General features: G+C 70.6%; 10 protein-coding genes and 1 pseudogene. 3 read left to right on the forward strand and 8 right to left on the reverse strand.

Annotation, left to right across the window (positions count from 1 at the left end; translation table 11 throughout):
- From H8R17_RS00445 to H8R17_RS00480, 8 genes and pseudogenes are all read right to left on the reverse strand, one after another.
- A pseudogene (locus H8R17_RS00445) lies at window positions 1-87 on the reverse strand (ATP-binding protein); the annotation flags it as partial.
- Window positions 68-646: a DUF742 domain-containing protein gene (locus tag H8R17_RS00450; protein WP_187821066.1), complete on the reverse strand. Its 579-nt coding sequence runs from the start codon at window positions 644-646 to the stop codon at window positions 68-70. The gene H8R17_RS00450 and the pseudogene H8R17_RS00445, both read right to left, overlap by 20 nt.
- A 93-nt stretch (window positions 647-739) precedes the next feature.
- Window positions 740-1,153 carry a roadblock/LC7 domain-containing protein gene (locus H8R17_RS00455; RefSeq protein WP_004983065.1) on the reverse strand — a complete coding sequence of 138 codons (414 nt, stop codon included), beginning with the start codon at window positions 1,151-1,153 and terminating at the stop codon, window positions 740-742.
- Window positions 1,154-1,163: 10 nt separating this feature from the next.
- Window positions 1,164-4,466 carry a nitrate- and nitrite sensing domain-containing protein gene (locus H8R17_RS00460; protein WP_187821067.1) on the reverse strand — a complete coding sequence of 1,101 codons (3,303 nt, stop codon included), beginning with the start codon at window positions 4,464-4,466 and terminating at the stop codon, window positions 1,164-1,166.
- A gap of 406 nt (window positions 4,467-4,872) precedes the next feature.
- Window positions 4,873-5,448 (reverse strand): ATP/GTP-binding protein, encoded by a 576-nt coding sequence (locus H8R17_RS00465; RefSeq protein WP_187821068.1) that lies wholly within the window; start codon window positions 5,446-5,448, stop codon window positions 4,873-4,875.
- On the reverse strand, window positions 5,429-5,827 hold the full coding sequence (locus H8R17_RS00470) for a DUF742 domain-containing protein (protein ID WP_187821069.1): 399 nt from the start codon (window positions 5,825-5,827) through the stop codon (window positions 5,429-5,431). Before H8R17_RS00470 ends, H8R17_RS00465 begins: the two co-directional genes overlap by 20 nt.
- Window positions 5,828-5,950: 123 nt before the next feature.
- A complete protein-coding gene (locus H8R17_RS00475) occupies window positions 5,951-6,364 on the reverse strand; it encodes a roadblock/LC7 domain-containing protein (protein WP_095753120.1) in 414 nt (137 codons plus the stop codon).
- Between the two features lie 9 nt (window positions 6,365-6,373).
- A complete protein-coding gene (locus tag H8R17_RS00480; protein ID WP_187821070.1) occupies window positions 6,374-10,324 on the reverse strand; it encodes a nitrate- and nitrite sensing domain-containing protein in 3,951 nt (1,316 codons plus the stop codon).
- A gap of 602 nt (window positions 10,325-10,926) precedes the next feature.
- Here H8R17_RS00480 and H8R17_RS00485 point away from each other — a divergent pair.
- The 3 genes from H8R17_RS00485 (at window position 10,927) to gltX (ending at window position 13,585) form a co-directional block, all read left to right on the forward strand.
- On the forward strand, window positions 10,927-11,115 hold the full coding sequence (locus tag H8R17_RS00485; RefSeq protein ID WP_187821071.1) for a hypothetical protein: 189 nt from the start codon (window positions 10,927-10,929) through the stop codon (window positions 11,113-11,115).
- Window positions 11,116-11,322: 207 nt separating this feature from the next.
- On the forward strand, window positions 11,323-12,108 hold the full coding sequence (locus H8R17_RS00490) for a fumarylacetoacetate hydrolase family protein (protein WP_187821072.1): 786 nt from the start codon (window positions 11,323-11,325) through the stop codon (window positions 12,106-12,108).
- The gene (gene gltX / locus H8R17_RS00495) at window positions 12,101-13,585 is read left to right on the forward strand and encodes a glutamate--tRNA ligase (protein ID WP_187821073.1); all 1,485 of its coding nucleotides are present in this window, start codon (window positions 12,101-12,103) and stop codon (window positions 13,583-13,585) included. The genes H8R17_RS00490 and gltX overlap by 8 nt, the downstream gene beginning before the upstream one ends.
- Window positions 13,586-13,617: the final 32 nt, after the last annotated feature.

Consider the following 13,617-nt stretch of genomic DNA (forward strand, 5'->3'; position numbering starts at 1 on the left):
GCCGAAGCCGCCCGCCACCACAATCTTCGCGGAAGTGGTGGAGCGACTCTGAGAAACCGGCCCTCCGCTAGAGCTTGCGAAGTCCACTGAGCACCCTTTCGAGCAGTGTCACGTCTGGCTGGCCGCCGGCGTTCTCGTCGCCGCCGGGCTGATGGATGGCGACCAGTCCCGCCTCCGCCAAGTCGGCGACGAGGATCCTGGCCACGCCGAGAGGGATTGTCAGGAGGGCCGAGATCTCGGCTACCGACTTGATTTCTCGGCAGAGGTTGCAGATCCGCTGATGCTCGGGCAGCTGGCCCTGCATCTGGTGCGGCTGCGCGGTGGTGTGCACCAGTGCCTCGATGGCGAGCTGGTACCGCGGCCTGGTGCGGCCGCCCGTCATGGCGTACGGGCGCACCAGGGGGTTGTTCGACGCCCCGGCGGGCGCCGGCTCTGGGGTGCGGCGCTGCGGCTGCACGGGCTGGATGCGCGGGGCCGGCGGCTGGTCGTACGGCGAAGGGCCGGGGCCCTGCGGAGCGTACGGCTGCCGGTGGCTCGGCGCGGAGGGGAAGTTGTAACGGTTCGGGTTCTGCGCACCGTCGTTCTGGCCCTGGGCAGGGCCGTACGACCAGTTGCCCGAGGGCGAACCGCCTGGGGGTGTTGCCACTTTCTCCTCCTCCGACTGTGCCGGGCACCCATCGCTGTGGAGCCGCTCTCGAAACCTTACGGCCACGGGACGCCAAACCGCACCGTCCGTATATCAGTTGAGCAGGCTCCCTTGGAGCTCCGCACGAAGGTCCGGCGTCAGGACCGTACCGGCTCGGTCCACCAGAAGGGCCATCTCGTACCCGATGAGACCGATGTCCGCCTCCGGATGTGCGAGAACCGCGAGGGACGAGCCGTCGGAGATGGACATGATGAAGAGGAATCCCCGCTCCATCTCCACAACCGTCTGATTGACGCTCCCGCCCTCGAAGATCCGGGAGGCGCCTGCCGTCAGAGACGTCAGACCGGAGGCGACGGCCGCGAGCTGGTCGGCGCGGTCGCGGGGAAAGCCTTCGGACATCGCCAGAAGGAGTCCGTCGGCGGAGACCACCACCGTGTGGGACACCCCCGGGGTGTTGTCCACGAAGTTGGTGATCAACCAGTTCAGGTTCTGTGCCGCCTGGCTCATCGGGCTCACACTAACGCTCCTGGTTGTAGGTGCTGTCAGGACCGAAGCCCTGGCCGTTCGTTTCACTGCCCGCGTTGCGGCCCCGCTGGACGCCGCGGCGCAGGTTGCTCAGCCTGCCCCGGACGTCCTCCGGAGCGCGGGAGACCTGTGGGCCTCCCTGGGGGGTGGTCTCGGCGGAGCCCTCGACCAGGTTGGCCCGGGGCACCCGCCGCGGCAGGCCGGAGGCGGTGACCCCGCCCGCCTTGGGCTTCCGGAGCTGCGCGGCCTGCTGCCAGCGGTCGTCGTTCGCCGAACGCCAGCTGCTGTCGCCGTTGCTCTCCGCGGGGGCCGACGGCTCCTGGCTCACGGGCCGCGCGCCGTTGCCGCTCGCGGTGGATCCGCGGCGCGGAAGCCCGGCGTCGGTCATGTCGTGGGCGGCGGAGGGGGCCGGTCCCGGAGGATCGAAGCCTACGCGGTCCTGCTCACTTGCGTCAGCGGCCTGCGCAGATTCCGCTTCGGGGGCATCCGCAGGGTACTGGTTCGGGTAGCCGTTCTGGTAGCCGTCCTGCTGCGGCCAGTCATCCTGCTGGCGGCGCTCCTGAAAGGCCGGGAAGGTGTCCGGGACGGACTGGCCCGCGCCCGTGCGGTCGTCCTGGGCCGGCTCCGCATAGGAGGGCTCCGGGTAGCCGCCGTTCGGCGAGAAGCCCGCCGGGGCGCCGGACGAGAAGGTGTCGTTCTGCGGCAGACCGCCGTTCGGCGCGTAGTAGCCCTCGTCGTACCCCTCGTCGTACGACGAGCGCTGCTGCTCCTCGTACGGCGTCTGCTGCGGCTCCTCGTACGCCGGGCGGCGCTGCTCGACGTAGCCGTCCTGCCGGCCGTCGTAGCCGCCGGGCTGCTCCTGGAAGCCGTGCGGGGCGTTGTCGTAGCTCTGCTGCGGCCCGCCGAACTCGTCCGGGTAGCCGGATATCCCGGCGCCGTCCCGGCCGATCAGTCCGGGCTGGTCCTGGTTCTGGGACTCCAGGGCCGCGCGGCGCTCCTCACGCATCAGGGAGCGGCCGACCGGGTCCAGCTCCCGTATGTCGTCGGGCACGTCGGCGTAGCGGCTGTCGTCGAAGCCGAGCTCCGCGGCCGTGCGCATCGGCTGGCGGTTGAAGTCCTCGCCCTGGAAGTTCTGCTCCGGGATGGTCTGCGAGACGGTGAACTCGTCGCCGCTCATCTGCTGCTCGCCGCCACCGCCGTGCGTGATGGCCTCGGGGAGCATGACCAGCGAGGTGGTGCCGGCCTGCTCGCCGGAGGGGCGCAGCTGGACCCGGATGCCGTGCCGGTCGGACAGCCGGCCGACCACGAACAGGCCCATGCGCTGCGAGATCGCGGCGTCCACGGTGGGCGGGTTGGCCAGCTTGTGGTTGATGTCCGCGAAGTCCTCGGCGGTCAGGCCGATGCCCTTGTCGTGGATCTCGATCATCACGCGGCCGTCCGGGAGACGCGTCGCGGTGACACGGACCTTGGTCTGCGGCGACGAGAAGGTCGTCGCGTTCTCCAGCAGCTCGGCCAGCAGGTGCACGAGGTCGGTCACGGCACGGCCGTGGATCTCGGCCTCGGGGACGCCCTGCAGCTCGATGCGCTCGTACTGCTCCACCTCGGAGGTTGCGGCGCGCAGCACGTCGACCAGCGGCACCGGCTGGTCCCAGCGGCGGCCGGGCTCCTCGCCGGCGAGGACGAGGAGGTTCTCGCCGTTGCGGCGCATACGGGTCGCGATGTGGTCCAGCTTGAAGAGGTTCTCCAGCTGGTCCGGGTCGGCCTCGTTGTTCTCCAGTTCGGTGATCAGGGTCAGCTGGCCCTCGATCAGCGACTGGTTGCGGCGCGAGAGGTTTGTGAAGATCGCGTTGATGTTGCCCCGCAGCAGGGCCTGCTCGGCGGCGAGCCGTACCGCCTCGCGGTGGACCTGGTCGAAGGCGCGGGCGACCTCGCCGATCTCGTCGGTGGTGGTGATCGGGATCGGGGCGACGCGGGTGTCGACGCGGCCGGGGTCGGTGCGGGAGAGCTGGTCGACCAGCATCGGCAGGCGCTGCTCGGCGATGCCGAAGGCGGCGTTGCGCAGCTGCCGCATCGAGCGGCTCATCTGGCGGGCCACGGCACCGGCCAGGATGAACGCGAGCAGCAGGGCGACCACGACGGCGGCACCGGTGATGTAGGCGTCGCGCTGGGCGCTGTTGGCGATGTCGGAGGCTTCGTTCACCGCCGAGTCCGCCATGTCCTTCTCGATCTGGCGGTAGGCGTTGTACTTGAGGGTGTTGACCGCCCACCAGTTCTGCGCGGTGATGCCCTTCTCCGCCAGCGCGGCGCGCTCACTGGTGTCCGTGGAGCCCAGCTGGGAGATCTCCGAGACCATGGTGGTCGGGTTGGACGGCGGCGGAACGTACTCCGGGTCCTTCGCCTTGGCCTCCCGCGCCATCTTCGCGCCCTCGGCCGTGATCTGCTTCCGCGCCTCGTCCAGCCGCGCGACGTCCTCTTCGGTGCCGCCGCTGCGGAACTCCTGGACGGCGATGCCCTCCAGGTAGGCGTACGAGGACAGAGCGGTGCGCTGGGTGGCGAAGCTGCCCTCGCCAGGGCCCGGCTTGATCAGCAGGTGCATGCCGATGGACCGCTCCAGGGAGAGCGCGCCCTTGGCGAGCGAGATGGCGTAGACAGTACGGCCGTAGCTGGTGATGTTGCTGGTGCCCAGGCCGAGCTCGTTGGTGAACTCCAGCAGCGGGTGCTCGATCTGGACGTAGCCCTCTTCGGTCTGCACGCCGGTGAGCTGGTTGGTGAAGGCGGCCGCGCGCAGCTGCTGCAGCTTCGGCTCGGCCTTGCGGACGAGTTCCAGGCGGCGCTTGAGGTTGGGCCGGTCCGGCATGCTCTCGACGGCCTTGTCGAAGGCGTCGGCGGCCCGGTCGGTGGCCCGGCGGACCTCGACGACCGTCTTGTCCTGCTGGCCCTTGCCCTGCAGGAGCGGGGCGGCGCTGGTGTCGCGCTCGATGAGCAGGGCGTCGCCGTACGTCAGGGCGGCGGCCACCACGCGCGCGGTGTTCTCGGCGTCCGCCGCCTCCTGCCAGGTGTCGATCGAGCTCTTCACCTGGAAGCCGCCCATGACGAGGCCGACCGCCACGGGTATGAGCAGGATCGCGTTGAGCCGGGTCGCCACCCGCCAGTTGCGCGGGGAGAGTCTGCCGCCGCTGGGGGCGGCCGCGGCGGTCGGCTCCGGACCGGACACGGGGGCGGGCGCCGCTGCGCGCGGCGGCGGGGTGAAGTTGCCCCGGGCCGACGGCTCGGGACTGTTCTTGCTTCGCCTCACTCGACCAACAACCTCTCGGCGGTCGGCACCTTCACTGTGCCGCAGTGTCTCAGAGCCCGATGCGCCACCGACTGCTGAGTACGTCTTTGACTATTGGGCAGTTCAGGCATTCCAGCACGTCGGCCTGCGGTCTTCCAAACAGCAGGAGCGGGCAGAGCCCGCCTGTGTAAGCCCCAGATAAAACGGTCATAAAGAGCGAGCCCCGCCAAAAGGCGGGGCGATCGTGCGCGCAGCGACACCGGATGAGCGCGACGCGTGGCCATACCACCTGATTCCTCTGCCGAAACGTTATGAACACCCTGGCCGACCGTGTCAAACGACACAGCCGACTCCGGTGCATCTACGACAACTGCCGTATGGCGCTGCCTACTTGAGGTGCGATACAGGCACGTGACGTGCGCGGCCCCTAACGCAGTCGGGCCATGAGCGCGTGCTCGACCAGCGTGATCAGCGCGCTCTTGGCGTCCGCGCGGTGGCGGGCGTCGGTGGTGATGATCGGGGTGTCCGGGCCGATCTGGAGGGCTTCGCGGACCTCGTCGGGGTTGTACGGCTGGTGGCCGTCGAAGCCGTTCAGGGCGATGACGAAGGGCAGGCCGCTGTTCTCGAAGTAGTCCACGGCCGGGAAGCAGTCGGCCAGGCGCCGGGTGTCCACCAGGACCACCGCGCCGATGGCGCCGCGTACCAGGTCGTCCCACATGAACCAGAACCGGTCCTGACCGGGGGTGCCGAACAGGTACAGGATCAGGTCCTGGTCGAGTGTGATGCGGCCGAAGTCCATGGCCACGGTGGTGGTGGTCTTGTCCCCGGTGTGGGTGAGGTCGTCGATGCCCGCCGAAGCGGACGTCATGACGGCCTCTGTGCGCAGCGGGTTGATCTCCGAAACGGCGCCGACGAACGTGGTCTTGCCCACACCGAAGCCGCCCGCCACCACGATCTTCGCCGAGGTGGTCGCGCGGGAAGCGTCAGAGCTTGCGTAGTCCACTGAGCACCCTTTCGAGCAGTGTCACGTCCGGAGCGCCGCCGGCGTTCTCGTCGCCGCCCGGCTGGTGAATGGCGACGAGCCCGGCCTCGGCGAGGTCCGCGACCAGGATCCGGGCCACGCCCAGCGGCATCGCCAGCAGCGCCGACACCTCCGCGACAGACTTCACCTCGCGGCACAGGTGGCAGATGCGCTGGTGCTCCGGGAGCAGTCCCATGAGCGCTGCCGGGTCGGCCGTCGTACTGATCAGTGCCTCGATGGCGAGCTGATAGCGCGGCCTCGTCCGGCCGCCCGTCATGGCGTACGGCCGGACCAGCGGCTGGTCGCCCTCGTCCTCGTACGGCTCCGCGTACGGATCATGAGAGGCGGTGGGCGGGGTCATGAATCCTCCGGGCGGGGACAGCAAGTCGGTCAGTCACGCCGTCGATGGGGCCGATGGGGGGATTGCGGCGGCCGGACGGTGATGCGGTGAGGCTGTGGTGGGACGGGGTGGTGCTCGGGCGGATCAGTGCAGCAGACTGCCCTGCAGTTCGGCGCGCAGGTCCGGGGTGAGGACCGCGCCGGCGCGGTCGACCAGCAGCGCCATCTCGTAGCCGACCAGGCCGATGTCGCAGTCGGGGTGGGCGAGCACGGCCAGGGACGAGCCGTCCGAGATGGACATCAGGAAGAGGAAACCTCGCTCCATCTCGACCACCGTCTGGGCCACGGTGCCGCCCTCGAAGATCCGGGAGGCCCCGGCGGTCAGCGAGGTCAGCCCCGAGGCGACGGCCGCGAGCTGGTCGGCGCGGTCGCGCGGGAAGCCCTCGGACAGTGCCAGAAGCAGACCGTCGGCGGACACGACGACGGTGTGGGACACCCCCGGTGTGTTGTCCACGAAATTCGTGATCAACCAGTTCAGGTTCTGTGCCGCCTGGCTCATCGGGCTCAACTAACGCTCCTGCTGGTGAGTGGGCCGTGGGTGGCTGCCGGTCTGGGTGGTACCGGCCTGACGACCCTGTGCGATACCCCGACGGAGATTGGTCAGCCGGCCGCGCACGTCGTCGGGCGTGCGCGAGACCTGCGGACCGCTCGGGTGCGGCTGCTGCTGCGCGGTACCCGGAACGAGGTTCGCCCGGGGCACGCGGCGAGGCAGACCGGAGGTGGTGACGCCGCCCGCAGCCGGCTGCCGGACGCGCTCGGCCTGCCGGACGAGCTCGTCGTTCGGCGAGCTGCGCCAGCCGTTGGCGACGGACTCGGACCGCTGGGGACCGGGGGGTGCCGGGGAGTCCGCCGGTGCGGACCGCGAGGCCGTGCCGTTGCGCTGCGGCGGGTCCTGCTGCTCCTCACGGCCGGCGCCGTGGAACCAGTTGGTCTCCAGCGTGTCGTACAGCGGTGTACGGCCGTCACCGGGACTGGCCGCGGGCGGCAGGTCCCACCCGTCGCCCGGCCGCCGCCCCTCATCGGGCCGCTGCGCGGCGCCCCTGTTGGCTGGCTCCTGACGGGCGGGCCGGGCCTGCGGAGCCGACGGACGCGGGGCGCCGAAGTCGGCGTCACCCCCCAGCTGCGGCCGCTCGAACTGCCCGGTGTCCGAAGGACTCTGACGGTCCGGCAGCGCCGGTCGGCCGGTGGTGGAGCCGTTGTCGTCGTACGACGGGGCCGGGAACTGGCCCGTGGAGCCGTTGTCGTAGGCCTGCGGGCGGGCGAACCGGTCCTGCTCGGCCGGGCCGTCCGGCCGGTTGTCCGGAGCACCGCCCTGCCTGCCGCGCCGCCCGGTGGGCGCGCCGAACACGTCGGAGCGGACGAACTGCCCCGTGTTCTGCGGTCCGTTCATGCCGGGCGGGGCGAACTGGCCGGACGTCTCGGAGCTGTTCGTGTCCGGGCGGGCGAACTGGCCGGACGTTGCGGAGCCGTTGTCGTAGGCCTGCGGGCGCGCGAACTGACCGGACGTCTCGGAGCCGTTGACGCCGGGCCGGGGGAACTCGCGGGAGTCCTGCGAGCCGTTCGCGTGCGGGCCGTCGAAGTCGAAGGCGGGGCGAGGGAACTCGTGGCGGTCGTCGATCCGCGGGATCTCGGCCGTGGAGCCGGGACCCTGCCGGTCGTCGATGCGCGGCATGGCGGCCGTGCTGTCGACGTCCGTCTCCTCGTGGCCGCGCGGGGCGTCCAGCGCGTCGCGCGGGACCGGCGGCTGCGCGTTCTCGTCGCCCCAGCTGGGCACGCGGGGCTGCGGGTTGCCGCCCGGCAGCTCGGCCCGCGGACCGCCGCGCGGCGGCAGCTGCGGCCGGCGGCCCTGCTCGCTGTCGTCGCCCGAGCGCTGCGGGGGCACGGGGGGTACGGGGCCACGGCCGCCGCCGAAGGCGCCCTGCGGCCCGTTCATGCCCGCGGCCTGCAGACCCTGCGGGGCACTGGGCGCCTGACTGCCGAACCCGGCACCGGCCGGAGCCGACATGCCGCCCTGCTGGGACGCTCCCGGACCCTGCGGCCCACGTGCACCGCCCGGCGCCCCCGGGCGACCGCCCGCGTCCCGCCCGGGCAGCGCGGCCCGCGGACCCTGACCGGCACCGAGCTGGCCACCGCCGACGGACCCACCGGCGCCGGGCGCACCGCCACCGGGGCCGGCACCGAGGGCACCGTCGCCCTGGCCAGCGGCGGCCTGACGCCGGGCCGCAGCCACGCCCGCGGCGGCCTGCGCGGCGGCCGGACCACCGGCACCGCCCGTCCCCTGACCCTGCTTCGGCTGGGGCTTCTTGCCGCCCTGGGCGACATCGACGGGCAGCATGACCAGCGCGGTCGTACCACCGGAGTCGGACGGGCGCAGCTGGATGCGGATGCCGTGCCGCTGCGACAGCCGGCCGACCACGAACAGACCCATGCGGCGGGAGACGGAGACGTCCACCGTCGGGGGAGAGGCGAGCCGCTCGTTGATCGCGGCCAGGTCCTCCGGCGACAGGCCGATACCGGTGTCGTGGATCTCGATCAGCACGCGGCCGTCGGGCAGCGCGTGACCGGTGACCTTGACCTTGGTCTGCGGCGAGGAGAACGAGGTCGCGTTCTCCAGCAGCTCGGCGAGCAGGTGCACGAGGTCGTTGACCACCCGGCCGGCCACTTCGGTGGTCGGTACGGCGGCCAGCTCGATGCGCTCGTACTGCTCCACCTCGGACGCGGCGGCGCGGAGCACGTCGACCAGCGGGACCGGGCGGGTCCACCGGCGGCCGGGCTCCTCGCCGGCGAGGACGAGGAGGTTCTCACCGTTACGGCGCATACGCGTCGCGAGGTGGTCCAGCTTGAACAGCGAGGACAGCTGGTCCGGGTCGGCCTCGCGGGACTCCAGTTCGGAGATCAGCGACAGCTGACGCTGGATGAGGCCCTGGGAGCGGCGCGAGAGGTTGGTGAACATCGCGTTGACGTTGCCCCGCAGCAGGGCCTGCTCGGCGGCCAGGCGGACCGCCTCGCGGTGCACGTCGTCGAAGGCCGCGGCCACCCGGCCGATCTCGTCCCGGGAGTGCACACCGACCGACTCGACGGAGGTGTCGACGTCCTGCGGGTCGGACTCGGACAGCTGCTTGACCAGCTCGGGCAGCCGGTCGGCGGCGACCTTGGTCGCGGTCTCCTCCAGGCGGCGCAGCGAGCGGATCATGGACCGGGCCACGACGAAGGCGCCGACCAGGGACACACCGAGCACCAGCAGGATCAGCGCACCGGCGATGATCGCGTCGCGCTCGGTGGCGCTGCGCAGCTCGCGGGCCTTCTGTTCCATCTGGTCGAGCAGCTGGTGCTCGATCTTGTTCATCTGGTCGATCTTGGTGGAGCTGTCGTCCACCCAGTCCTGGTAGGACCGCCGCTCGACCGACTGCAGACCATCCGTGCGGCCCAGCGCGCGGCTGGCGTAGGTGTCGGTCGCCTCGATGGTCGGGTTGCCCTGGTCGATGGGCCGCAACAGCTCCTCGGCGCCGTTGCCGTAGATGCTGCTGAAGGTGCGCAGGTCGGAGGTCTGGCTCTGCAGCGCGGACTCGGCGTAGAGCCGGTCGTTCTCGGAGATCCGGCCGGTGCTGGTGTTGCTGGTGGGCAGTGCCGCCGCGATGACCGCGCGCTGGATCGAGGCGTACTCCTTGGCTGAGGAGAAGGCGGCCAGGGCGCGCGTGCGCTGGATCATGTCCGGGTTGCTGGTCGCCTCCGCCATGTCCTGCGAGAGGTCGAGCAGGCCGGTGATCAGGCGGTGGTAGGCCTCGACGGTCTGCGTCGAGTTCTCCTTCGCCTTATAGGCGGTGCTGCGGATCTTGTTCAGGTCGTTGAGGTTGCTCGCGAGGCCGACCAGGCTGTCGCGGACGCCGAGGAGGTTGCCGTCCTTGCTGGCGGTGTCGATCTCCTCGGAATGGTCGAGGAAGTTGTCCAGGGCCCGGTCGGTCCGCTCCCGGTAGCCCTTGACGGAGGTGTTGCTGGCCTTCGAGTTGTGCGCCAGCGGGCCCGCGGACATGTCGCGCTCCTCCTGGAGCGCGGTGGCCAGCGCGGTGGCCTGCTTGGTCATGTCCGTCAGCAGCTTCGTGTTGTCGAGCTGCTGGATGTCTGCCATGGACTGGTTGATGCGCAGTGCGCCCAGCGAGGTGGCCGCGACCACCGGGAGCGCGAGGAGCGACACCAGGCGGGTGGAGATGCGCCAGTTGCGCAGGGCTATTCGTGAGCCGGGCCCGGGGCCCTTCGCAGGCTTGATGGGCGGCACCGGGCTCGCCGCGGGCCCCGTCGGCGCACCCGTGCCGGGGCGCCCGGGCTGCTCGCCGTCTCCGGACGCGGCCGGGCCCGGGTTCTGGGCGTGCTGGGGCGAGGAGCTGCCGGCCATGGGGCCAGTCCCGCCGTGCGGCTCCGGCTCCGCCGAAGCGCTGCCATCCCTCTTGAAACGTCCCTGCACTAGCGTCGCAACCTCTGGACCAGGCGCCCCTCCGCGTGAACGGCGGGGCACGGTGTCGGCGTTCTGGGAGCGCCCTGAATGCGCCCCCGTTGTGGTCGTGAGTGACCGGCGCTGGCTCCCCCTTCTCGCCGCCACTCGGCGCGTCTGTGCGCCCCCTGTGCGCCGGCTCGATCCTGCGGCGGTCCGTGGAATTCCAGCACAGTGCCGGATCTCCAACAAGGCCCGCAAGGTATGCCGCGATTTCGGTGACGCCTTGTGAGCGGCGCGTTACTGGACGTGGAAAATGATCTCGCCCATATCGGGCGTATGCCCGCGAGTCGGTGGGGTGTGCGAGGTGTCCCAGTCGCCATGATCGGGGGCGGAATGATGGCTTCAGTGAGCCAATGTCCGTTTCGGGATGCTGGGGCGAGGGTCTGAAATGACCGGTTTGCCCGTGGAGTCGTGAGGAAACTCACATGCGGATCATGCCCTCCCCGGCCCGTCACCGGGGAATTGCATGTTTAGCCTGACGCTTTACAAAAGGGATGCTTCCGTCAACCCGCGCCGGTGTGGAGCCCGTTGACCCCGCCCGGCGCCCGTAACAGGACAGGATCAAGTAAACAGTGAAGACGACGATGATGTTCCGCCCGATCGCCAACCCGCGGCGCACGACGCTGGCGCACCTGGACGACGCCGACGACATGCAGACGCCGGAGCAGCCGGAGCACCCCGTCGAGCTCCCCGCACAGACTGCCAACCCCAAGCGCACCGTCCTCCAGGAGGTCCCCGTCGCGGCCGCCGCCGCGGAGTGACACCGGGTAGTACGAGACATCGGCCGTTGAATACTCAATCGGCCGTGTACGGATTTTTGGGGGCGCCCCCGAACACGGGAGGCGCCCCTCGTCGTGCGGGGCCTGCGGACAACGGGCGCCCTACGTAATGCGCGAGGCGCGGACGGCCTGCCGCGTTAGCCTGGAGCGTCAGACTCCAGCCAGCTCAGTCAAGGGGCAAAGCATCCCGTGCGCATCGCCAGGTTCTCCATCGACGGGAACGTCGCCTTCGGCGCGGTCGAGGGTGACACGCCGGACGAACTCGTCCTCGACATCATCAAGGGCATCCCGTTCGCGGACTTCGAGCTCTCGGGCACGAAGGTCCCGGTGAGCAACGTACGGGTGCTGCCGCCGGTGCTCCCCAACAAGGTCGTGGCCTTCGGCCGCAACTACGCCGAGCACGCGAGGGAGCTGGGCAACGAGGTGCCCGACGCCCCCTTCGCCTTCTTCAAGCCGTCCACCTCGGTGATCGGCCCCGGCGACGAGATCCAGTACCCCTCCTTCTCCGAGGAACTGCACCACGAGGCCGAGCTGGCGGTCGTGATCGGCCGCATGTGCCGCGAGGTCCCGCGCCAGCGTGTCCAGGACGTGATCTTCGGTTACACCTGTGCCAACGACCTCACCGCCCGGGACGTGCAGAGGCGCGAGAAGCAGTGGGCGCGGGCCAAGGGCTTCGACACGTCCTGCCCGCTGGGCCCCTGGGTGGAGACGGACCTCGACCTCGCGACCGCCTCGGACCTGGCCATCCAGCTCACGGTCAACGGCCAGCAGCGCCAGCTGGGACGCACGAGCGAGATGATCCACCCCATCGAGGACCTGATCGTCAACATCTCCGAGGCCATGACGCTGCTCCCCGGCGACGTGATCCTCACGGGCACCCCGGCAGGGGTCGGCCCCCTCGCTGTCGGCGACGAGGTCTCCGTCAGCATCCAAGGCATCGGCACTCTCACCAACAAGGTTGTCAAGCGTGGCTAGCGCACCCGGCTCCCCAGTACGCGTCCGTTTCTGCCCCTCGCCCACCGGTAACCCCCATGTGGGCCTGGTCCGCACCGCCCTGTTCAACTGGGCGTTCGCCCGGCACCACGGCGGCACCCTGGTCTTCCGCATCGAGGACACCGACGCGGCCCGCGACTCCGAGGAGTCGTACGACCAGCTGCTCGACTCGATGCGCTGGCTGGGCTTCGACTGGGACGAGGGCCCCGAGATCGGCGGCCCGCACGCGCCGTACCGGCAGTCGCAGCGCATGGACCTCTACCAGGACGTCGCGGCCAGACTCCTGGACGGCGGCCACGCCTACCACTGCTACTGCTCCCAGGAGGAGCTGGACACCCGCCGCGAGGCCGCCCGCGCCGCCGGCCGGCCCTCCGGCTACGACGGCCACTGCCGGGAGCTGACCGGCGAGCAGGTGGAGACGTACAAGGCGCAGGGCCGTACGCCCATCGTCCGCTTCCGCATGCCGGACGAGACGATCACCTTCACCGACCTGGTCCGCGGCGAGCTGACCTTCACGCCCGAGAACGTCCCGGACTACGGGATCGTACGGGCGAACGGCGCGCCCCTGTACACGCTCGTGAACCCGGTCGACGACGCCCTGATGGAGATCACCCACGTCCTGCGCGGCGAGGACCTGCTCTCCTCGACGCCGCGCCAGATCGCCCTGTACAAGGCGCTGACCGAACTGGGCATCGCCAAGCGGATCCCCGAGTTCGGACACTTGCCGTACGTGATGGGCGAGGGCAACAAGAAGCTCTCCAAGCGCGACCCGCAGTCCTCGCTCAACCTCTACCGGGAGCGCGGCTTCCTGCCGGAAGGGCTGCTCAACTACCTGTCCCTGCTCGGCTGGTCGCTCTCCGCCGACCAGGACATCTTCACGACGGACGAGCTGGTCGCGGCCTTCGACATCGCGGACGTGAACCCCAACCCGGCCCGCTTCGACCTGAAGAAGTGCGAGGCGATCAACGGCGACCACATCCGCCTGCTCGATGTGAAGGACTTCACCGAGCGCTGCCGCCCGTGGCTGCAGGCCCCGTTCGCCCCCTGGGCCCCGGAGGCCTTCGACGAGACCAGGTGGCAGGCCATCGCCCCGCACGCGCAGACCCGCCTGAAGGTGCTCTCGGAGATCACCGACAACGTCGACTTCCTGTTCCTGCCGGAGCCGGTCTTCGACGAGCCGTCCTGGAACAAGGCGATGAAGGAGGGCTCGGACGCCCTGCTGCGCACGGCGCGGGAGAAGCTGGAGGCGGCGGACTGGACCTCTCAGGAGTCGTTGAAGGCCGCGGTCCTGGAGGCCGGCGAGGCCCACGGCCTCAAGCTCGGCAAGGCCCAGGCCCCCGTCCGCGTCGCCGTCACCGGCCGCACGGTCGGCCTGCCACTCTTCGAGTCCCTGGAGGTCCTGGGCAAGGAGAAGACCCTGGCCCGCATCGACGCGGCGCTGGCGAAGCTGTCGGCGTGACCCACACGCGCGTGAGGGGCGCCGCCCGGCCT

Source organism: Streptomyces sp. TRM68367 (assembly GCF_014495685.1).
GTDB lineage: Bacteria > Actinomycetota > Actinomycetes > Streptomycetales > Streptomycetaceae > Streptomyces.